General features: G+C 56.7%; 16 protein-coding genes and 1 tRNA gene. 11 read left to right on the top strand and 6 right to left on the bottom strand.

Features of this window, described 5'->3' with window-relative positions:
* Positions 1–188 precede the first annotated feature (188 nt).
* Both rplM and rpsI read left to right on the top strand, forming a co-directional pair.
* Entirely contained in the window at positions 189–617 is a 429-nt protein-coding gene (rplM, locus tag B2310_RS03335) for a 50S ribosomal protein L13 (protein ID WP_173380878.1), read from the top strand.
* A 23-nt stretch (positions 618–640) separates the two neighbouring features.
* Positions 641–1,045 carry a 30S ribosomal protein S9 gene (gene rpsI / locus B2310_RS03330; protein ID WP_088636612.1) on the top strand — a complete coding sequence of 135 codons (405 nt, stop codon included), beginning with the start codon at positions 641–643 and terminating at the stop codon, positions 1,043–1,045.
* A 109-nt stretch (positions 1,046–1,154) separates the two neighbouring features.
* On the opposite strand, the gene B2310_RS03325 is transcribed toward rpsI, so the two are convergent.
* Positions 1,155–2,903 carry an LTA synthase family protein gene (locus tag B2310_RS03325; RefSeq protein ID WP_290728659.1) on the bottom strand — a complete coding sequence of 583 codons (1,749 nt, stop codon included), beginning with the start codon at positions 2,901–2,903 and terminating at the stop codon, positions 1,155–1,157.
* 18 nt (positions 2,904–2,921) lie between these two features.
* On the bottom strand, positions 2,922–3,677 hold the full coding sequence (locus B2310_RS03320; RefSeq protein WP_173365218.1) for a flavodoxin family protein: 756 nt from the start codon (positions 3,675–3,677) through the stop codon (positions 2,922–2,924).
* Positions 3,678–3,845: 168 nt separating this feature from the next.
* On the opposite strand from B2310_RS03320, the gene sbcD reads away from it, so the two are divergent.
* The gene (gene sbcD / locus B2310_RS03315) at positions 3,846–5,120 is read left to right on the top strand and encodes an exonuclease subunit SbcD (protein ID WP_290728656.1); all 1,275 of its coding nucleotides are present in this window, start codon (positions 3,846–3,848) and stop codon (positions 5,118–5,120) included.
* A gap of 3 nt (positions 5,121–5,123) precedes the next feature.
* Positions 5,124–8,240: an SbcC/MukB-like Walker B domain-containing protein gene (locus B2310_RS03310; protein ID WP_290728654.1), complete on the top strand. Its 3,117-nt coding sequence runs from the start codon at positions 5,124–5,126 to the stop codon at positions 8,238–8,240.
* Positions 8,241–8,258: 18 nt separating this feature from the next.
* Here the strand turns inward: B2310_RS03310 and B2310_RS03305 are convergent, their stop codons facing one another.
* On the bottom strand, positions 8,259–9,995 hold the full coding sequence (locus B2310_RS03305) for a nuclease-related domain-containing DEAD/DEAH box helicase (RefSeq protein WP_290728652.1): 1,737 nt from the start codon (positions 9,993–9,995) through the stop codon (positions 8,259–8,261).
* Between the two features lie 227 nt (positions 9,996–10,222).
* Between B2310_RS03305 and rpsB the strand changes: the two genes are divergently transcribed.
* The 4 genes from rpsB to B2310_RS03285 all read left to right on the top strand — a co-directional run bounded on the left by rpsB (position 10,223) and on the right by B2310_RS03285 (position 16,222).
* A complete protein-coding gene (rpsB, locus tag B2310_RS03300; RefSeq protein WP_088636615.1) occupies positions 10,223–10,963 on the top strand; it encodes a 30S ribosomal protein S2 in 741 nt (246 codons plus the stop codon).
* 1 nt (position 10,964) lies between these two features.
* The gene (gene tsf, locus B2310_RS03295) at positions 10,965–11,846 is read left to right on the top strand and encodes a translation elongation factor Ts (protein WP_290728650.1); all 882 of its coding nucleotides are present in this window, start codon (positions 10,965–10,967) and stop codon (positions 11,844–11,846) included.
* 325 nt (positions 11,847–12,171) lie between these two features.
* Positions 12,172–15,744 (top strand): EAL domain-containing protein, encoded by a 3,573-nt coding sequence (locus tag B2310_RS03290; RefSeq protein WP_290728649.1) that lies wholly within the window; start codon positions 12,172–12,174, stop codon positions 15,742–15,744.
* A gap of 34 nt (positions 15,745–15,778) precedes the next feature.
* Positions 15,779–16,222 carry a hypothetical protein gene (locus B2310_RS03285; RefSeq protein WP_290728647.1) on the top strand — a complete coding sequence of 148 codons (444 nt, stop codon included), beginning with the start codon at positions 15,779–15,781 and terminating at the stop codon, positions 16,220–16,222.
* Positions 16,223–16,283: 61 nt separating this feature from the next.
* On the opposite strand, the gene B2310_RS03280 is transcribed toward B2310_RS03285, so the two are convergent.
* Positions 16,284–16,357 (bottom strand) — tRNA-His (locus tag B2310_RS03280).
* An 87-nt stretch (positions 16,358–16,444) separates the two neighbouring features.
* Positions 16,445–16,807, bottom strand: coding sequence for a hypothetical protein (locus tag B2310_RS03275; protein ID WP_173365230.1), 363 nt, complete (start codon positions 16,805–16,807; stop codon positions 16,445–16,447).
* A 66-nt stretch (positions 16,808–16,873) separates the two neighbouring features.
* Here B2310_RS03275 and B2310_RS03270 point away from each other — a divergent pair, with 66 nt between their 5' ends.
* On the top strand, positions 16,874–17,797 hold the full coding sequence (locus tag B2310_RS03270; protein ID WP_290728645.1) for a ComEC/Rec2 family competence protein: 924 nt from the start codon (positions 16,874–16,876) through the stop codon (positions 17,795–17,797).
* Here B2310_RS03270 and B2310_RS03265 read toward each other — a convergent pair.
* Positions 17,794–18,540, bottom strand: a complete 747-nt coding sequence (locus B2310_RS03265) for an acyl-[acyl-carrier-protein] thioesterase (protein ID WP_290724890.1) — start codon at positions 18,538–18,540, stop codon at positions 17,794–17,796. The genes B2310_RS03270 and B2310_RS03265 overlap by 4 nt on opposite strands.
* 48 nt (positions 18,541–18,588) lie before the next feature.
* Between B2310_RS03265 and aroA the strand changes: the two genes are divergently transcribed.
* Together aroA and B2310_RS03255 are read left to right on the top strand one after the other, a co-directional pair.
* Entirely contained in the window at positions 18,589–19,932 is a 1,344-nt protein-coding gene (gene aroA / locus B2310_RS03260; protein ID WP_290728643.1) for a 3-phosphoshikimate 1-carboxyvinyltransferase, read from the top strand.
* Positions 19,929–21,524, top strand: a complete 1,596-nt coding sequence (locus B2310_RS03255) for an extracellular solute-binding protein (protein WP_290728641.1) — start codon at positions 19,929–19,931, stop codon at positions 21,522–21,524. The genes aroA and B2310_RS03255 overlap by 4 nt, the downstream gene beginning before the upstream one ends.
* Positions 21,525–21,534: the final 10 nt, after the last annotated feature.

Raw genomic sequence — 21,534 nt, 5'->3', positions numbered from 1 at the left:
TTTTTTTGTAAAATGTTGATATAATTCTACTAATTCATGCAATTAGTAGAATAAAAATTGCCGATTTTACGGACTTTTCTTGAAAAATTCGATTTTTTACCCTTGTTTCCCTTGCCGAATCCATCTATATTTGTCTTGCTTTTCCTGGGCGCCGATGTCCGGGAATCTAATTCACCTAGAGGATTTACATGAAGACCATTACGGTAAACCCGAAGTCCGTCACCCGCAAGTGGAAGCTTGTGGATGCCGCTGACAAGCCGATGGGACGCGTTGCAAGCGAAGTTGCTCGCCTCCTCATGGGCAAGCATAAGGCCATCTATTCCCCGAACGTCGACACTGGTGACTTCGTTGTTGTCATCAACGCCGGCAAGGTTGCCGTTTCCGGCAACAAGAACCTGCAGAAGGAATACTTCCACCACACCGGTCACATCGCCGGCGAACGCTGGATCAACTTTGCCGACCTCATGGCTAAGGATCCGACCGCCCCGCTGACCGCTGCCATCTGGGGTATGCTCCCTCACAGCGCTCTTGGCCACAAGATGGTTAAGAAACTCAAAATCTATGCCGGCGCCGAACATCCGCACGCTGCGCAGAACCCCGAAGTCGTTGACTTCTAATCTTTAGAACGGAGGATACCTCTATCGCTACCGCAAAGAACAAGAAGATCTACCGTGGCACGGGCCGCCGCAAGAACGCCATCGCCGCTGTGATCCTGAAGCCGGGTACCGGCAAGCGCACTATCAATGGTCGTGATTTCAAGGATTACTTCCATTCCGAAGTGCAGAACATGATTGCCAACCTTCCGTTCGCCATCCTCGGCAACGCGGAAGAATGGGACGTCGAAGTCACCGCTCGCGGCGGTGGAATCGCCGGCCAGATGGGCGCTGTCCGTCTTGGCATTTCTCGCGCTCTCGTCGCCAACGACGCCGAAGTGAAGCCCGCCCTCAAGAAGGAAGGCCTCATGACTCGTGACGCCCGTGCCGTTGAACGTAAGAAGTTCGGCCGCAAGAAGGCCCGTAAGCACTTCCAGTTCAGCAAGCGCTAATCTGCGAAATCGCTTTTACGGAAAACCCTGGCAGACGCCAGGGTTTTTCTTTTTGCACACCGCAGGTGTGCGCGAGGCAGGCTTTGCTTGCCGAAGTTCTTTATTATAGTTATTCCAGGACGAACCGCTTGAAGAACTTGGGATCGTGGGCAAGAGCCTGGAGTTCCTTTTCGAGCGAATCCGCGCCGAAGATTTCGAGCAGGGTCTTCTCTTCCGAGTACAGCGATACTCCCAGCCCGAACCGGTGCTCGGCGATGTCAAAGCCCATGGCCTCGAGTATTGTCGGCGCGATGTCGATGGAGGTGAACTGCCTGCGCCTGGTTTCGGGATTCTTGGTCGGGTTTATCAGGATGGTGACCCAACCGCGATTTTCTTCACGCGCATGGGCGAGGAACTTCCCGGGAAAATTATTCATGAAGAGGTGGTCGCCGACGATGACGATGAGCGTGTTTTCGGCGAAGTCCTGCTTCTGGCACCATTCCACGAATTCGTTCACCTCGCGCGAGGAACAGCGCAGGGTCGCCTTGTAGTAGTCCTCGTCCGAACTCGAGGCGGGCTTTTCGAGGCAATTTGGGTCGTAGAATCCGTAGGGGAAGTGCGTGCTGATGGTCGGGATGGAAACCGAGAATGGCTTGCCGTTTTTCGATATGGAATCGATATAGTTTTTGGATGCGGTGAAGAGGCTGTTATCTGTGAGCCCGGCATCGAAGGAATGGATGTTCTTCAGTTTTTCGTCTACTTCTTGCTTGGTTCCTTGCAGAGTCCTTACGTCGTAGATGCGGTCTATGCCGTGCTGCTCCAGGAACCAGTTGAACATGGTGAACCTGGAATCCGTACCCATGATGAAGTAGTTCTCGTAGCCGTAGCGGCGCAGGGTTTCCCAGATGCTTCTCGCCCCGGGAACGAACTTGTTGTTGAGGCGCAGGCGCGACAGCAGCGGGATGCCGGTCGCCTTGGAGAATGTTCCGGTAATGGTCATGTACGAACCCAGCATGTCGTGTCCGCCGCCGAACCTGTCGGAATGCGAGAAGCCCGTGTTCTTTTCGAAGAGCTGGGTGATTTCGGGAATGTAGTTCGTTGCCGCCTCGCCGCCGCTTGCCGTGTCCGCGAACGTATTTTCCATGGATTCCATCAAAATCCAGATGAGGTTGCGCGGTTTTTCGGGCGAGGTTATGTGCAGGGAATCGGCGTCCACGAAATATTTTTCCAGGAGGTCGCTTTCCGTGACTGCGGTCTCGTTCTGGATGGCTTCGATATACTTGGAGACGGGAATCTTGTTGATGAAGGATGCGAGGAAAACAATGGCGCCGGCGGAGGTCAGCACTGCGCATGTAATCCTGGGCTTCTTGAAAATGGAACAGATTTCGCCGAAGAAGTAGGAAAGTGCCGCGGTCATGAGGACGATGGGCAGCAGGACGCGCAGTAGGTAGCTCTTGATGAAAATGACGGTGAAGCCGTCAAGGGGAAGGTTGAGTGTGGTAATGACCGACTCCACGTCGTTTACCGGGAACGTGCGCAATGTCCAGATGGCCGAAACGCGGATGAACAGGATTGTAAATAGTGCAACCGGGAACGCGAACGACCACTTGCATGAGGGCTGCGCACCGGTTTTTTTGAAGGTGACGAACTTCCATGCGAATATGGCGCCCCAGAGGATTGCTGCGAACAGCACGTGCTTTGTCGAGGGGGGCGGGTTCCCGGTGAAGTACGACATTACCCAGGTAAGCGCAAGCATCTCGGCGCAAACGCGGATACTGTTGAATGCAGTCTGCCTGCGGGTTTCCAACCTGTAGAACAGCTTGCCGCGGAGCAGCACGAAAAAGAGCGAAACGCAGATATAGGCGGCAATCAGTTTCATCGCTAAAAACCAGAGTTTCTAGAAGTTGTCCGGGCGGTCGAACATGTGCGTGACGAACTCGGTCACGAGCGTCACGTAGGCATCGTCGCTGAAGATGGGCTTCTGCATCAGGTCGATTGCTTCCTGCGAGAGTTTGCCGGTAGTTGCAAGTTCTGCGCCGCCCTTGCGGTACTTTTCACGAAGCATGTTGAGGCGGCGCGGGCCACCGCGGTGGTCGAGTGCGCGCATCTGCGGGCAGGCGATGAGCGTGTATCCCTCGTGCCCGAGAATGATGTCGAACTGTTTGCGGATGGGCTCGTAAACCACGTCGATGTCCATCCAGGCGCAGCTCGAAAGCAGGATGATTTTCTGGCCTTCTTTCTGGAACTGGAGCCCATGCAGGTGCGAGTTGAGTGCGTTCGCGCCATCCTTGAGCTTCTGGCCCATGTAGGGGTGGACCATGCCCACGATGCGGTCCATCAGGACCTTCATCTGCCCGGGGATGCTGAACAGGAACAGCGGGAAACTCCAGATGACGATATCCGAGTTGATGAGCTTCTCGCGCACCATCGGGATGTCGTCGTCCTTGATGAAACAGCTTCCGTCGGGGCGGCCCCAGCAGCTGAGGCACCCGCGGCAGGGCTTGATGTTCAGGCGGTCGATGAAGAGGTACTCGGTTTCGTAGTCGCCGTTCTCTTCGAGCCCCTGCACGAACGCTTTCGTGGGGATAAGCGTCCCGCTGCGTTCGTTCTTCGGGCTTGCGACCATTACGAGTATCTTCTTCTTTTCTGCCATGCGCCCAAATTTAGAAAAAAACAGCAAGGAGAAGATTGTATGCTCAGGTTCCCGAGTGTTTTTTAGAGGTTTGAAAAAAAGCAAAAGTCATTTGACATTTTATGACATCCTGACGATACTATATTTGAAGTGATAAAGAACTCCGGCTCCGGGCCGGAAAGGAAGAACATGAAGTTCATACACACAGCCGACTGGCACCTGGGCAATTCGATGCACGACATCGACCGCCAAAAAGAAACCGAGCTGTTCCTCGCCTGGCTCAAGGAACGCGTCGTGGAACTCGGGGCGCAGTGCCTTGTGGTGGCGGGGGACATCTTCGATACCACCAACCCGCCCGTCGAGGCGCGCAGGCAGTATTTCCGGTTTCTCGCCTCCCTGCTCGAAACGGACTGCAAGAACATCGTCCTCATCGGCGGGAACCACGACTCGGGCGCACTGCTCGACGCCCCGCGCGACCTGCTCGACGCCCTCAATATCCAGATGGTAGGCTCCCTCGGGGAACGCCCCGTAGAAGAACTTGTGAAGGAACTTACGGATGCCAGCGGGAACGTCGTGGGCATCAGCGCCGCAGTCCCGTATGTACGCGAAACGGAACTGCGCCGTTTCAAGCCCGAAGACGCAGTGGATTTCGCCCAGAGTACATACAGCGGGCTCTACAGCGTCGTTTACGAGGCCGCCGAAAAGCTGCGCGCCGGCCGCGACATCCCCATCGTGGCAACGGGCCACCTGTACGCCTCCAGGCTGGAAGGCCGCCCCGAAAACGACGAGGGCAGGGACGCGAAGGAACACGGCATGCGCGATATTGTCGGGAACCTCGGGACAATCCCCGTCTCCGTTTTCCCGGAAGGCCTCGACTACGTGGCCCTCGGGCATATCCACTACACCACCATGGTGGCACAAAATCCGAAGGTGCGATACTCGGGTTCGCCGTTCGTGCTCGGGTTCGACGAGGCAAACATCCCGCACCATATCCTCTGTGTCGACCTGCAGAAGGGCGCAGAACCCGCCGTGCAGAAAATCGAGACCCCACAGTACTTCAAGTTCCTGCGCGTATCGGGCTCTGTCGCGGATATCGTCATGCAGCTGAACCAGCTGAAAAATGCGCCCGCAGAAAAGCCCCTGAAGGTCGAAGTCGTGTACGACTACGCTCCGGGCGTGAGCATCAACGAGGCGCTCGAATCCGTGCTGGAAGGCGCCCCGTTCGAGGTCGTGAGCAAGAAGGTGAAACGCGCCGACACCCTTGCGGCGGACGCCTTCTCGGACGATACGCTCGAATCGGTCGACGTCCTTACCGACGAGGAAGTGTTCAAGCGTCTCGTGATGAGCAGGATGGGTGCGCCCGAAATGGACGAAAGTATCCAGAAGGCCCTCGATGAATACCTCCCGCTCTTCAGGCAAGTGGTCGAAGAAGTCAACAACGAAACCGGCAGCGAGGAGGTCTAGTACATGAAGATTCTGAAAGTCGAATTCGAAAATATCAACAGTCTCGCCGGCAAGTGGTGCATCGACTTTACCGACCCCTCCTACAGCGAACTGGACCACAGCCTTTTCGTCATCAGCGGAAAGACGGGCATGGGCAAGACGAGCATTCTCGATGCCATCACGATTGCCCTCTACGGCGCCACCCCGCGCCAGGGAACGATCTACAGCGGCAATGACGGTAATGCCGTCATGACATCGGACAAGGGCACCTGTTTCGCCCGCGTCACGTACCGCTGCCGCAAGGGCACCTACGTGTCGGAATGGAACCAGCGCCGCGCCCGCGACAAGGCCGATGGCAACCTGCAGCCCGCCCATGGAAAAGTCTGGTCTATCGAGAGTCCGGAAAACCCGGTTTTTGACGGCAATACCGGCAAGAACGGCGAACTGGGCAAGGCGAATGCCGAAGTCATCCAGCTGGACTACTCGCAGTTCTGCCGTTCCATCATGCTCGCGCAGGGCGAATTCAGCAAGTTCCTCACCAGCGACGAAAGAGAACGCGCCGACATCCTCGAAAAACTGAACGGGACCGAAAAGTACCGCCGCATCGGAAAGAAGGTGGGTGACCACAGGCGCGAGGCGAAGGCGGCAAAGGACGCTTCGCAGGCGGCATTCGATTCGCTGAACAACATCATGCCCAAGGCCGAGGACATCGAGAAGGACAAAGCCCTGCTTGCAGAAGTCGCGGATAAGGAAAAGGCCCTCACGGACAAGAAGAAGGACTTCGAAGCCCGTATCGCCTGGCGCAACTCGATGAACGAATGCATCCGCAGCCTGGAAAGTGCGGAAACCGAACTTGCAAGCGCGAACAAGGACAAGAGCGAATTCGCCGGCAACGAGAAGCGGCTTGCAGATGCCGAGAAGGCCCGCGAATGCGCGACGCTCCATACGGAACTGCAGGGACTTCGCAAACATGAGGCTTCCGACAAGGCGAAACTCGCTACCTACCAGGAGCAGCTCCCGCAGGTAGAAGGCAAGCTGAAAGCTGCAGGCGATAACAAGGCCATCGCCGAAAAGGAGAAGACGGCCACCGAGCAGTTTATCGCCGAAAACGAAGCGCTCTGGAACGAAATCCGCAAACTCGACCAGAACGTGAAAAACGCGACAAGCGTGAAGGCCGAAGCCGAAAACCGCAAGGCCACCGCCGCACAGTCTCTCTCCGAAGCAGAAGCGGAACTGAAAAAGGCGCAGGATGCCATCAAGTCGCTCGAACCGCAGGTCGAATCCCTCGCGCAGACCCAGGAAGCGAACGCGAAGGACGCGGAACTCGCAGGAATTATCCCGCAGAGCGAAACGCTTGTCGCAAGCATCCGCGGGTTCGACAAGAAAATCGCCGACGAGGAGAAGGCGAAAAAGGTCGCCGCAGAAGACTTGAAAAAGGCAGAAGAAGGTCTCAATGACGCAAACGCGCTCAAACAGGAACTTCTCGAACAGCAGAACGAACTGTTCCGGAACGATATCCTCGCGCTCGCCAACGTCATCCAGAACCACCTGGAAGAGGGCAAGGCATGCCCGGTATGCGGTTCTACGGAACATCCCGCCTGCGGACACTCGGAGGAAACGGAAGCCGACAAATCCCGCGTGCGCAACACCGCCGAAAAGATTCGCGAACTGAACACGAAGATGCTGGACGTGGATACAAAACTCGGGCAGTACGAAAATGCCAAGAGCCGCGCGTTGACCGCCGGGAATGCGGCAAGCGAAAACATCGAATCGCTGAACAGCCAGAAAAACGAGGCGAGCGAAAAGGTGGCGGAACTCTGGAAACCCTGGGCTGAATTTGACCTTGCAAACGCGGACAGCACCCTTGCCGACCTGAAATTGCGCCTGCAGCAGTTCACCGCAAACAAGACCAAGTTTGACAAACTTTCGAATGATCTTGCCATCGCCCGCAACAACGTGGAACTGTACAGCAAGAAGGTCCAGCATGAACAGGACCATCTCGAAAAGGAAACCGCAACCCTCGATGATGTCTCCCGCAAGCTGGATGAACTCCGCAGTTCCCGCAGCGAGAAGTTCGGCGACAAGGACGTGGAAGCTGTCGCGAAGGAAGCGGCTACCCGCAAGAATGCAGCGGACTCTGCCTACACTGCTGCCGATACGGCGTTCCGCAATATCGAAAACAGGCACAATGAACTCAATACGCAGATTTTGGCGCTCAAGGGTTCACTCGAAAAGACCGCGGGCGAGATCAAGACCGCAACCGAAAAGTTCGAAAATGCAATCGCCGCGAAGGGTTTCGCCGACGAAGCTGCCTTCCGGGCCGCATTGCTGCAAGAAGCCGAATTCACGAAGTTGCAGAACGAAAAGAAGCGCATCGACGCTGCCATCGCCACTGCAACCGGCAAGAAGCAGGTGGCAACCGAGGCCCTCGAAAAACTGAAGGCGGAACGCTCCGACGAGACGCCCCTGCAGGCCCTTACCGAAGGGAAGGCTGCCGTCGAAAAGGAACTCGGCGAACTGCAAGGCTCATCGGGTGCCGCACGCGCCCGCGTGAAAGCCTATACAGAAAACGTCGCCCAGTTGCAGATTCTGCAGAAGGATCTCGACGCGAAGAAGGCGAAACTTTCCCGCTGGGACGCGATGGGTGAATGGTTCGGCGTAATGGACGGCAGCGACTTCGCCACTTTCGTGCAGGGGCTAACCTTCAAGTCGCTCCTGAAGCTCGCCAACAAGCACCTGGCGATTGTCAAGGACCGCTTCAGGCTTGTCGCCGAAGGAAACCTCGGCTTCAAGGTGGTCGATTCGGAATTCGACAGTGCCCGCCGTATCTCGAACCTCTCCGGTGGCGAAAAGTTCCTGGTGAGTCTCTCGCTTGCCCTCGGGATTGCCGACTTCGCGAGCCGCAACGTGCGCGTGGAATCACTCTTCATGGACGAAGGCTTCGGCACGCTGGACGACGTCACCCTGGAAGACGTGATGAGCTGCCTCCGCTGCCAGCAACGCGAAGGAAAGATGCTCGGAATCATCACCCACGTGGAATCGGTGGTGAACAGCATCAGCCAGAAAATCATGCTGGAACGCAGTACCAGCCAGAAGGGCCACAGCACGATAACCGGCCCCGGCGTCACTCGGGTGGCGTAACGGAGCCTGCGCTGGCGCCTATATCCTGTGCCTTTGCCGGAACACGACCAGGTGCTCCTTGGCCCTTGTCGCTCCGACCAGGATCAGGTGTGCGTTGCTGTGGGGGTATCCCGGGCCGTTCTTGGAGGGTTCCAGGTCCGTCAGGATAACCACGCGCTTGTCGAGTCCCTTGTAGCGGTAGGCCGATACGATGTTGATGACGGCCCCGTTCAGGGAATCGCTGATGTCGCTCCATCGGAAAGCGTCGTTGTTCAGGGAGGCAAGTCCTGAATTCCTGCGGCTGCGTAGCGAGACGACGAGGATGTCCTCGGAGGTTACTCCCTTCTTGTGGAGCCGCTCGATTTCCTTGAGCAGCAGTTCCTTTTGTTCCTTGGGCTCGGTGTATGTCCGCACGTCCACGGGCCGCCCTTCCGGGGTGTTCTCGTAGCACGGAATCCTGATGTCGGTTGTGTCGTGGACCCATTCCAGAATTCGCTTGGTGCAGCGGAAACCGCGCTTGAGTACCATCACGGGCATTGCGCCGATGGTCCTGTTTCCCAGCACGTCCCGGTCCTTGTAGATGGTCTGGTTCGGGTCGTAGAAAAAGCGGACGGTTCCCTTTTGCGGATCCTTCAGGAGTTGCAGGACCGAATCGAGCCACCTGTTCTCGAAATCCTGCCCCTCGTCGATGACGAGCGCGTCAAAGAACAGGTTCTTCTTTTTGTCCCGGAGAGTCTTTAGCGCACCGGGCAGGCTTGCGACGACGGCGTCGTAATATTCCGATTTGGCGGCATCGTCTTCCGGTTCGCGGCGGGGGACTCCCGCTACCTTTGCGATGCGTGCGTACTTGGCGGCCAGCTTGTGGAAACTTGTCGCCACTGCCTGGCTCTCGTCGAGTCCCAGGTTCTTGAAGTTCTGCCGCATCTGTTCTGCCAGCAGGTCGTTGTAGCAGAGCACGGCGACGCGCTTTCCTTCGCGTGCGAGGCGGCGGGTTTCCCATTGCACCAGCAGGGACTTGCCCGATCCGGCGACCCCTTCGATCTGCATGCGCGGATTGCGGGTGATGGATTCCATCAGCATTTCCTGGAAGGCGGTGGGTGCCACGCGGGCCCTGGATTCCATTTCCCAGAGTTCGGGCCAGCTGGGTTCGTCGAAGCAGCCCAAGAAACTGATAAGCCTGTCATAGTCTTCGTCGCTCAGCTCGTCGTTCGGGAAGGGCTTTCCGCCATATGACAGTTCCCCTGTCTCGAGAATCTTCCTGACCTTGCGTTCGAGGGTGTTGTAGCTCTTGAGGTCGGACTTTAAAATGGCGTGCCGGGGCTGCAGCGCGTTGTTGCCGATCCTTCCCGTGCTGTCCATGTCGGGAAAGCATACCGCCCACTGCACGCGGATCCTGTTGTACTGGTGGCCGGCCTTGGGGAACATCTCGCTGAAGTAGTCGTGGAGCGGATGGGTGCTTGCCTTGATTTGTTCGATGGGGGAGCGCTCCATGATGCGGTTCCCCTGTTTCCAGATGACCCCCTTTTCGGTGCCTTGGGCTCCCTCCGTGGATATGTGCCCGTCCTTGCATTCGATCAGGAGCATCCCGTATTTCCGGTGGTACAGGATGCAGTCCACCTCGTGGTCTATACTCGTGCCGCTCTTCTTGACGGCGAAGTTCAGTTGGACGTTCATCCAGACATCCCAGGCGTCATTCAGGCAGACGGCGGTGTCGAAGAGGGTTTGTTCCGAACGGGACGTGGAATTCGAGGAAATTCTTTTGCGGATAGTGGACATTTTTGGGGCCTTTTTACGGCTTTTTCGTTCAAATATACATTAGACACCACTCCTTCGATTTTCTATATTTGCACCCGCTCGGGCAATTTCGCCCGGGTAAAACCAATCACCGGTTTGCGAGAGTCGCTTCGGTGGCGCGGTCCTGGGCCTGAGGTTCACCCCGAGTCAGGGCATCGCTTCGCGGCTTATTTGCATGCCGGGTAGTAACAACCGAAAAGGAATACATTATGGCAAATCTGCCTTCCGTTGAAGATCTGCTTGCAGCAGGCTCCCACTTTGGTCACCAGACTCAGCGCTGGAACCCGAAAATGAAACCCTACATCTTGGCCGAGAAGAACGGTATCTACGTTCTCAACCTCTCCAAGACTCGCGACCTCCTCGAAGAAGCCGCCAAGGCCGCCGCCAAGATTTCTGAATCTGGCAAGACCGTGCTCTTCGTTGGCACCAAGCCGACTGCCCGTCAGTGCGTGCTCGACGCCGCTGCCGCTTGCAACCAGTTCTCCGTTACCAACCGCTGGCTCGGCGGTATGCTCACCAACTTCCAGACGGTCCGCAAGTCCATCAAGAAGATCGACAAGATCGACGCCATGGAACAGGATGGTACGTTCCAGGCCCTCTCCAAGAAGGAAGTGCTCGACAAGAACCGCGAACGCGAAAAGCTCCTTTCCGTGTTCGGTGGCATCCGTGAAATGGTGAACCTCCCGGGTCTCCTGGTCGTGACCGACCTCGCCCACGAAAAGATTGCCGTGGCCGAAGCCCGTCGCCTCCACATTCCTATCATCGGCATCTGCGACACGAACGTCGATCCGACCCTCGTGGATTACCCCGTGCCGGCTAACGACGACGCCGTGAAGTCCATCAAGCTCATCGTGGACTACATCGCCGCCAACGTCAAGGCCCGCGTCGCCAACGACAAGAAGGCCGACAAGGAAGAACCCAAGAAGTTCGACAACGGCGAGGACAAGTAATATGCAGATTACCGCTTCCCTCGTTAACGAACTCCGCCAGAAGACTGGCGTGGGCATGATGCAGTGCAAGAAGGCCCTCACCGAGACTGACGGTGACATGGACAAGGCCGTCGAGCTCCTCCGCAAGCAGGGTGCCGCCGTCGCTGCAAAGCGCGCCGACAAGGCTGCCAAGGAAGGCCGCATCTACCTCGTGGAAACTGCCGACAAGGCTGCTGCGTTCGAACTCTCTTGCGAAACCGAACCGGTTTCCAACAACGATGACTTCGTCGCTCTCGCGAACCTCGCCGTGAAGGCAGTCGAGACCCAGGCTATCTCCTCCGTCGAAGACCTCAAGAACGCTGTCGTCGACGGCGTGAAGATTGCCGACCGCCTCGCCGACGTTCTCGTGAAGATCCAGGAAAACATCGACTTCCGCAAGTTCGGCGAACTCAAGAAGGTCCCGAATTCCGTGTTCGGTGTCTACAGCCACATGAAGGGCAAGATCGGTGTGATTACCGAGCTCGCATTCGAAGGCTCTGCCGACGAAGCCGCCCTCAAGGCTGCCGCCAAGGACATCGCTATGCAGGCTGCCGCATTTGCTCCGGTTGCCCTGAACGATGCTTCCGTCCCGGCCGAAACGATCGAGAAGGAAAAGGAAATTGCCAAGGCTCAGATCGAAGCTTCCGGCAAGCAGACCAAGCCTGAGTTCATGCAGCGCCAGATCGATGGCCGCGTGGCTAAGGTCCTCAAGGAAATCGTTCTCGAAGATCAGGAATTCTTCATGTCCGAAAAGAACCCGAAGAAGCTCAGCGTCAAGGACTACCTCCAGGAAGTCGTCGCCAAGCAGCTCGGTCTTGCAAGCCTGAAGGTCGTGAACTTCATCCGCTTCGAACGCGGTAACTAGTTTGGACATCGTCCTCGCGTAGAGGGCGTCATCCTCGCACAAAGGATGTCATCCTCGCTATACGATACTTGGCAACTTGTTGCCATAGTAGAGTTATCCTCTTTGGGGAGTAGGCGAGGATCTTCAAACATTAAATGGGCCGTCCCTTCCCGGGACGGTCCTTTTTTTTTATGAAAAAACGCAAATCCAGGGGTTTTTGTGACAAAAATGTAAGAAAGTGTTTGCATTATCGAAAATAAAAGATTAGTTTAATGGTAAAGAAGATGAAGTTTTATCAGGTGGCTTGGTTATGGCGGTGCAAGAGATTGGTTGTTTTCCGGAGATATTGCGTCGGGAACTGGAGAATTCCGAAATTCCGCTAGCCGTCTACCAGTTTACCGGCGGCTGCGTCCGGACAGTCCTCGTTTCGGACGGGCTTGTGCGCCTGCATGTTCCCGGTTCCTCGCGAGAAGACGTCATCCGCCTTCTCGACACGGACATGTACAGGGGCGTTCACCCTGAAGATACCGTCTACGTCGCGACCAGGGCTGCCGAATTCGCGAAACTCGAAGGTGGCCGCTACGAGGTCGTCTACCGCCAGAAGCTGCGCGGCGAGGATGCATACCGTACCATCCATGCGGTGGGCTACCATCGCCATCTCGAGGACGGCTCGAAGTGCGCCGTGGTCGTCTACGACGATGTTACCGACGCGCTCGATGCGAACGGGAAATCCCTCCAGAATTTCGAAGGCAGCGTCGTGGAGTTCCTGAGTACGGACAAGGTGGACCCGTTTGTCATCTTCGATGCGAAAACGTATGAGATCTATATGGTCAGCGCGTCGATTGAACGCGTCTGGAAACCCGTGAAGGCCTTTGATTCGGGAATCAAGCTGGCGGATTACTTCTTCAACGAAGACGAACTGACCCTGCTGCCGTCTATCAACGGCATCCTAGAAAGGGGCGAGGCGATTATCCGGAGCCCGCGTTCCGGGAAATACCTGATACTGAACGTATCCCAGATTTCGTGGAAGGGGAAGAGCTCCATATTCCTGACCGTGAGCGAACATGCCGACCGCTATTTCGACCCCCTGACGGGACTTGCGAATCTGAAATATGCCCGCCTGTGCGGCGAGAACTATATCGATGAAATCAGGGAGTCGGGAGGCGCCCCGGTCCTTGCGTTTATCGATATCGTGGGGATGAAGCTCTACAATAGCGCGAACGGGTTCCGCAGGGGCGACGAACTCCTGGTGAACCTTGCGGATTGCCTCAGGGAACAGTTCGGGAATAACCTGATCTGCCGACTCGCGAACGACCACTTCGCGGTAATCGCGGACATCGACGGCATCGAGGAAAAGCTGGCCGAAATCCGCAAGTGCGTCAAGGGGGTTGTGTCGAAGATATCGATGGACCTCTATGTCGGAATCTGCAGGATAGAGGAACTCGATGAATTCCTGGAAGCGATCGAAAAGGCGAAACTCGCCTGCAGCCTCCAGAAGAAGCAGGGCGACAAGTTTATCCGCTATTACGACGATGGCCTGCACAAGGATCTCCTGCTGCAGAACTACGTGGTGAGCCATATCGACGAGGCGATCGCGAAAGGCTATATCAAGATTTACTACCAGCCGGTCGTCCGCACGATTACAGAAACGTTCTGCGGCATGGAGGCGCTTGCCCGCTGGATAGACCCGCAGTACGGATTCCTGAATCCGGGAGTGTTCATCGGCGCGCTCGAGGATTCCCGCCAGATTCACAAGCTCGACAGCCACGTCATAGAGCTTGTCTGCAGGGAACTGCGCGACGAACTGGAACACGGCCGCCCGGTGGTCCCCGTGTCGTTCAACCTTTCGCGTCTGGATTTTACTGGCTGCGACATCTTCGAGGTGGTCGAAGGAACGCTCAGGAGGTTCGGGATAGGCCACGAACTCATCCGTGTCGAAATCACCGAGAGCATCATGGCGTCGGACCCTTACGTGCAGCGCGAAATCGAGCGCTTCCGCCTGGCGGGTTTCGAGGTCTGGATGGACGATTTCGGGAGCGGGTATTCCTCGCTCAACACGCTCAAGGATTACAAGTTCGACGAACTCAAGATCGATATGGCGTTCCTCTCGAACCTGAACGATGTTTCGCGCATCATCATCAGTTCGATGGTCCGCATGGCGAAACGCCTTGGCCTGAAGACGCTTGCCGAGGGAGTCGAGACGCAGGAGCAGATGGATTTCCTGAAAGGCATCGGGTGCGAGAAGGCGCAGGGCTACTATTACGGCAAGCCGCAGCCCCTGGCCGATACCATGAAGCACATGGAAACCAGGGGTATCGTCGTCGAGGACGCCAACATGAGGGCGGTCTATTCGAAACTGGGAAGCCTCGACTACCTGGTGGAAACGCCCATGTCGATAATGACCTACGAAAACGGGGTGTTCAAGTTCCTGTTTGCGAACAGGCAGTACGAGGAACAGCTCCGGAGCCTCGGGTTTATGAGCAGGAAGGACGTGGAAGATGCTTCCAACAATCCCCAGAACCCGGTGTACTACACGCTGCGCGAAGGGGAGAGGATGGCCTACATGTCGCCATGCGAAATGACGTATGCGACTCACGGGGTTTATGTATTCGTGAGGGGGAGCCTGGTTGCCGATATCAACGGCTGCCACATATACAACCTGATGCTGCGCAATACGCACGTGAGCGCGTTTGACGGATTGCCCAACAACGAGAGCGTGACTGCTCCCGTGCGGACGAAGACGGTACTGCTCGCCGACAGCAACCCGCAGAACAGGGCGTTCCTTGAAAGTGTCTTGCGGGCGGATTACAACATGCTGATCGCAAGCGACGGTGCGCAGGCGCATGAACTCCTGCTGGAACACCGCAGGAACATTTCTCTCGTGCTGCTCGATGCGGGCCTCCCGAAAATGGACGGGTTTAGGATCATCCAGGAATTCCAGGGAAGCAGGCGCGATCTCCAGATTCCGTTCGTCATGATGACGGACAACCTGGAACTTGCGAAGGAGAGCATCCGCCTGGGCGCCTACCAGTTTATCCTCAAGCCCATCACGGACAAGGGAATGATCAAGGCGAAGGTGGCGGGCGCAATCCGGCATGCGGAACTGCAGCACCAGATGGCGCTCAACTATATGGAGTATGTTCCCGGCGGCGTGGTCCTCATCAACGTCATGACGGGGAAAATCCTCTACGTGAATGCCCGTGCGCTCGATATCTTCGAATGCGGGAGCCCTGAGGAGTTCCGCGACTTCGTCGGCGCGAATTTCAGGAACGCTATCCTTCCGGAAGACTACGAGAAGATTGGCAACGAACTCAAGGAACAGTTCGAGGCCGATGACGGCTCGACGAAGCAGATTTCCTACCGCACCAGGACGGGCAAGGGCAATGTCAAGCGCATCTACCATGTGGGCCGCGTCTACAAGGATACGCCCTACGGTCATGTATTCTCGGCGTTCATTTCCGAGGACGACGTGGCGATGAAGAATTTCTTTACCCGCAAGGATGCGTTCGCCAAGTTCATGGAGTCGGGCGAGGCGACGCATACGAAATCTTACGACATGGGCTACAAGGGGTTCCTGTTCTGGAACCTGACGAAGAATTCCCCGGTGCTCAGGATGGACGGCATATCGTATATCCCCAAGGAGCTCCTCGCGGAATACACCTACGACCTCCATTACAGCTACCTGAGCTCCCTGATGCTCAAGAGCGAGGAAAACATCCTGAAATCGATGGACTACACCCGCGAGCGTCTGATTCTCGATTACCTGAACAAGTGCATCGTGCCGCCGCTCGATATCAGCTACGACATCGACGGCTACTGCTTTACCATGCGTTCGACCTTCGACATGATGATGGACCCGGATTCGGGCGACATTGTCCTGAAGCTCGTGAACGAGTGCATCAAGACGACCAAGGAATAAGACATTTTAATAAACATCAACAAAGGAACATCTAATGAAAAAAGCAATCCTTCTGACAATGATCATTGGTATACTTGCCCTGGCTGGGTGCAAGAAGAGCACGGCATGCTGGTATCCTATTGAAGGCGGCCATATCAATCTCGACAATGTGACACGCATATCGTCGGAAGCACAGCTGCTGCTCTGGGCCGATGAAGATATTGTGAAAAACGAATGGGGCCTGAAGGAGATAAACAAGGATACCCTGATCGATGGAGTCATTACCGAGAGCAATATCGAGAAGGCTATCGCCAGATTGAAGTCGACGACGAAAAATTATTCGCATGCGAATGCCAATGCGGCCATTATATTTGATAATTTTACGGTCAAACTGCAGGATACGGACGACATTCCGGGCGGCTGGTCCGACAACAAGGGACTTGTCAAGTTGCTGCAAATGTGGCTTGATGCAAAGAAAGATGTCGATTCGATGCTGTAAGGCTGGGCCCCGTCGTGTAACCTATGAAAAAATCCCGCGAGAAATCGCGGGATTTTTTGAGGGTGGGTGACCGGACTCGAACCGACAACATCCAGAATCACAATCTGGGACTCTAACCAATTGAGCTACACCCACCATGAGTGTGAGCCCAAATATAAAAAAGCCACCCCAAATTTCAAGGGATGGCATTAAAAAAGTCGCAAAAAAGGCCGGGTCGGGCGCCTAGCCGTTCTTTTTCTGCATGATGCGGATGAAATTCTCGCGCTTGAAGTCGTTCCTGTGTTCCAGGCAGAAGCGGGGATACACGGTCTGCTTGGGGAAGACCTTGATGGTAAACGTCCCGTCGCAGCCTTCGAGGCAGCACTTGAAGGTGAGGTCCATGGACTCCGTGTAGTTGTGGCGGAAGATGATGTTCTTGGACTCGATGCTTTCCACGTTCTTCTTCTGCTTCTGGCGCAACTTGATGTCGCGGTGCAGTTCGCAGTACTTGGCGATCGGGTGGCCCCAGAATTCGCGGCCGCAGCCGGGCTCCTGGCAGATTTTGAGCTTGATACGCTTCTTTTTCTTGTATTTGGGTAACTGCATACTGCAAATTTAATAAAAAAAACGACTGATTTGGCACATTTTCGCCGCGAAATCGTTTTTATAGGTATGAGATACTTTCTTTTCCTGAAATTCCGGTTTTTCCTGCCGTTCCTGCCCAGAACGTTCTTTGGACCTATGGGCATTTTGCTTTTTGCTTTCGTGGCGGGATGCTCGCCCGAAATTATCCGCGAGGGGGAGGCGCCTCCTTCGCCTCTTGTCGTGACGGTCCTGGACGTGGGGCAGGGCCTCGCGGTGCTGCTGGAGTGCGGGGGGCGCCATGCTCTCTACGACTCGGGGCCCGATTCCGCGGGAGTCGCCGACACGCTGCGTGCGCGCGGCATAGATTCGCTCGAATGGGTGCTCGTGAGCCATTACCACCGCGACCACGGCGGAGGGTTCTTCGAGTTCGGATCGAAAGTCCACGTCCGGAACCTCTTCGTGGGGCCGGATACGTCGGGCGGGTTCGTACGCGACAGCGTGCTAGCGATGGCGCGTCGCGCCTCTATCCCCGTCGATACGCTGATGCGCGGGGTGTCCTTCGCCCTGTGCGGCGACATGCCGGAATCGGCACCTGCTCCCCGATTCGACGTGCTCTGGCCACCCGCCTACGTGCGCGAGGGCGGGAATCCGGCAAGCGTGGTCGTGCGCGTGGAGTATGGCGCAGGAACGGCCCTCTTGACGGGAGACCTGGATTCCGCGGGGGAGCGCCGCCTGCTGGAACTGTTCCCGACGCTCTCGGCCGACCTGCTGCAGGTGGCGCACCATGGTTCTGCGGGGAGCAGCTCGCTTCCCTTCCTTGCTCGGGTGTCTCCGCAATATGCGGTAGCGAGCGTTGGCGAAAAAAACCGCTACGGCCATCCTTCCGCTTTGGTTGTCCGTAAGTTCGAATATGTCCTCGGGGACTCGGCGCGTTTTTTCCGTACGGACAGGGACGGAAGCGTGCGGTTTGAACTGTGGCCCGGTCTTGGGGTTGTCGCTGACGGTGACTAGTCCTGGAATCCGATGCGAGCCTGGAAGTGGCACTGTGTCATGTCGCCCGCGTTCATGCCGAAGATATAGGCGTGGTGGTTCGTGTTCTTGAACCGGACGATATTTACTTCGCCTCCGAGCGGCACCTGCGTGACATAATTCATTTGTATGGAACGGATGCGGCGGCTCCTGATTTCTTCCTTGTCAAGGGAATCCATGACCCAGTCGACATAGCGGCAGTGGTTCACGTGCTTGTTCATGTCGAGGTCGCTGTATTTTGCGATTTCGGTGCGGATGACCTTGGGCTCGATTTCGGGATCAAGGATTTCCATCATTTCGGGAAGCGCATCCTTGCCGCGAAAAAGCGGGATGGGGAAGGGGCTGTTGGCCGGGTTCTCGGATTTCCCCGTCTTGAGGTTCACCAGAAGCCAGCTCGACGTGGCCTGAGCGATGGAGTGCCCCTGTGAATCGAGGATGGAATAGTCCTTGAGGCAGACCTTGTCCTTGTAGAAATCCTTCGCCCATGTCGATACGGAAATCTTCTCGCCCCAGACGGGCGTGTGCAGGATGCGGATTTTCATGCGCGTGATGACGGTGGTGTAGCCCGCCTGCATCATTTTCCAGAGTCCGAATCCGTTCCTTTCGGCGTCGGCGATGGCGGTCTCTTCCATGAACAGGAAAAGGTTCGACAGTTTGAGGCGGCTGTGGTGGTCGCAGTCCGAAAAGCGAACTTCGAAGTCCTTGGTCGTGATTTCCTGTTCCATGGGGCACCTTCCTTTCTTGTTCCTTTCAATAATTTATAATTTTGAAGCATGGAAGATTTTCAGTTCCGTCCCTCTTACAAGCTGTTGCCGCCTTCTAAGTCTTTTAGCGGCGTCGTCCGCGTCCCCGGTTCCAAGAGCATCACGAATCGCGCCTTCTTGATTGCGGCGCTGGCCTGCGGAACGACAAGGCTGCACAACCTGCTCAGGAGCGATGATACGCGCTACATGGGCGAAGCGCTCCAGAAGCTGGGCGTGAAAATCGAATTTTCGGAAGATTTTTCGGAAGCGACCGTCTACGGCAACGGCGGCCCGATCGATGCCCCCGCGGATGCATCGGGCGAGAAGAAGGCCGAACTTTACCTGGGAAATGCCGGGACGGCGATGCGTTCGCTCTGCGCGGCACTGACTCTCGGCAGTGGCACTTTCTGCCTCTCCGGCGAGGAACGCATGAGCGAGCGTCCCATCCGCGACCTGGTCGATGCGCTTGGCACTCTCGGTGCCGAAATCAGGTATGTAGAAACGGAAGGGTACCCTCCGGTGACGATTCGCGCGCACGGCCTTGAAGGCGGGGAGGTCTCCGTCCGCGGCAACATCTCGAGCCAGTACCTGACGGCGCTCCTGATCTGCGCGCCCTACTGCAAGTCGCATCTGAAAATCCGCGTCGAGGGCGAACTGATTTCGGAACCCTATGTCGCGATGACACTTTCCGTGATGAGGCGTTTCGGGCTGAATGTAGAATGGCCTGCCGGATACCCCTACGAATTTGACGTGCCCCACGGAGTCTTCAGTAGCCCCGGCGATTTCTTTGTCGAAGGCGATGCGAGTTCTGCCTCCTATTCGCTTGCGGCCGCCGCTATTTCGGGTGGCCACGTGAAGGTGCTCGGCGTGGGCAGGAACAGTATCCAGGGCGATGTCGCATTCGCCGAGGTCCTGCGGGATATGGGGGCCGATATCCGCTATGGCTCCGAGAACGGAGAAGACTTTATCGAGTGTGTCGGTCCGAAGGGCAAGCTCAAGAGCCTGGGCGATTACAGCGCCATCGAGATTCCCGATGCCGCCATGACGCTTGCTGTCCTTGCGCTGTTTGCCGATGCGCCTACGACAATCCGCGGAATCGCGAGCTGGCGCGTGAAGGAGACCGACCGCATTGCCGCAATGGCGGCGGAGCTCCGCAAGGTGGGGGCCGAGGTCCGCGAATCGAACGATTCCATAACGATTACGCCGCCCGAAACATTGCAGCCGGTGACCATCGAGACCTACAACGACCACCGCATGGCCATGTGCTTCAGCCTCGTCTCGCTTGGAGGAGTCCCCGTCAAGATCATGGACCCCGCCTGCGTGAACAAGACCTACCCCCAGTATTTCGAGGACTTTGAGAAATTTGCCAAATGAGTAAACTGCTGAAGGATCTTCTTGCTTTTGTTTTTCTCACGACGTCGCTTTGCGTCACGGTGCATGCCGAATCTGTAATCGGCAGGCCGGTTGGGGCCGATACGCTTGAATTCTGGGTGATGGACAACGGGCTCGGCTCGCAGAAGTCCATCCACAAGATAGTGAAGAAGTTCCAGCGCGAAACGGGAACTCCCGTGAAGGTTCGCGTGCTCAACTGGGGCGAGGCCTTTGTCGAAATTTCCCGCGCGCTTTCGGATACGTCGGGTTCCGCTCCAGACCTGTTGCAGCTTGGTTCTACATGGGTCCCGCATTTCGCGGCGACGGGCAAGATTCGCGTCCTCGATTCCATGCTTGCGCAGATGGATTCGTCAAGGTTCTACCCCCAGACCTACGTCGCAGGCCATATTGCGGACAGGCCCGGGATATACGCCTTCCCGTGGTTCCTCGATGTGCGCGCGCTTTTCGTGAATGAGTGGCTGTGGCACAGCCTCGGCATCCTGGAATCCGATATCGAGGATTTCCCGAAGTTCATGGGTGCGCTCCGCGAAATCAACAGGGGCGGGCTCAAGAATACGGAGATGAAACCGGTGGCCGCGTTCTCGCTTCCCGGAAAGGACGACTGGACCGGGCCCCAGATGATGGCTCCGTTTGTCTGGAACCAGGGCGGGGATTTCATCGTCAAGGATGGCCAGCGCTATAGGAGCGGCTTGCTCGATACGGCCACCTTGAAGGGCGTGGCGACCTATGCGAAAATTCTGGGTGATACGGAACTTGCTCCGTTCGCTCTGCAGGACAATTCCGAACGCAGTGCTGCGCGCTTCGTCCATTCGGAACAGCTGCTCCACTACAGCACCTCGGAACTGATCCGCCAGCTGGAGTATCCGGCTTCTGCGGGCGGGCTTCGTTCCACCGCTATTGCCGATGACGGAATCATGATTGTGCCTTTCCCTGCCGGCCCGCAGGGCCGCTCCACGTTCGTGGGCGGTAGCCACCTCACGCTCCCCTCGAATGCGGATTCCCTGAAATTTGAGAAGGCGGAATCCCTGCTTGCCTACCTGTTGCGGGTCGACAACCTGGATGCGTTCTGCCGTTCCGTCGGATTCCCTCCTTCGGACCGCGGCCTCATGCGTATCTGGATGCAGGACCGCCGGTATTCGCAGCTGATCAACGATCTTGAACATGGCCGTAGTTTCCCGAATATTCCGGAGTGGGGCGCCATTGAAAACCTGCTCATCGGCCTTTCCAACAACATGGGCAATATGTTCTCCGGGGAGGCGGATCCCGTTGCTCGTGCCCGAGAAATGGCCGGGCTCCTTCTCGAAACCGACCGCCAAATCGACAGTGTCCTCGGGAACGCGCCGCGAGTCGATGCTGGAGCGCTCCGTCCTTGGATCGAGGGCGTCCTTTCAGGAAAAATCGAGGAAGTGACGCCCGAGAATCTCAGCTTTGAACCGCAGGAACCTCCGTTCCCCGTGTGGCGTGTGGTGCTTGTCGTCGGTTGTATCCTCGTGGTCGCAATCTTTGCGCTGCTTCTGTGGCTGCTAGTAAAGTTTATCCGCAATCGCCGGTCGGGCGGGAGATCCGGCAGGTGAGATTCGCTCG

Source organism: Fibrobacter sp. UBA3629 (assembly GCF_002374005.1).
Lineage (GTDB): Bacteria > Fibrobacterota > Fibrobacteria > Fibrobacterales > Fibrobacteraceae > Fibrobacter.
This window is presented reverse-complemented; position numbering and strand designations above follow the sequence as displayed.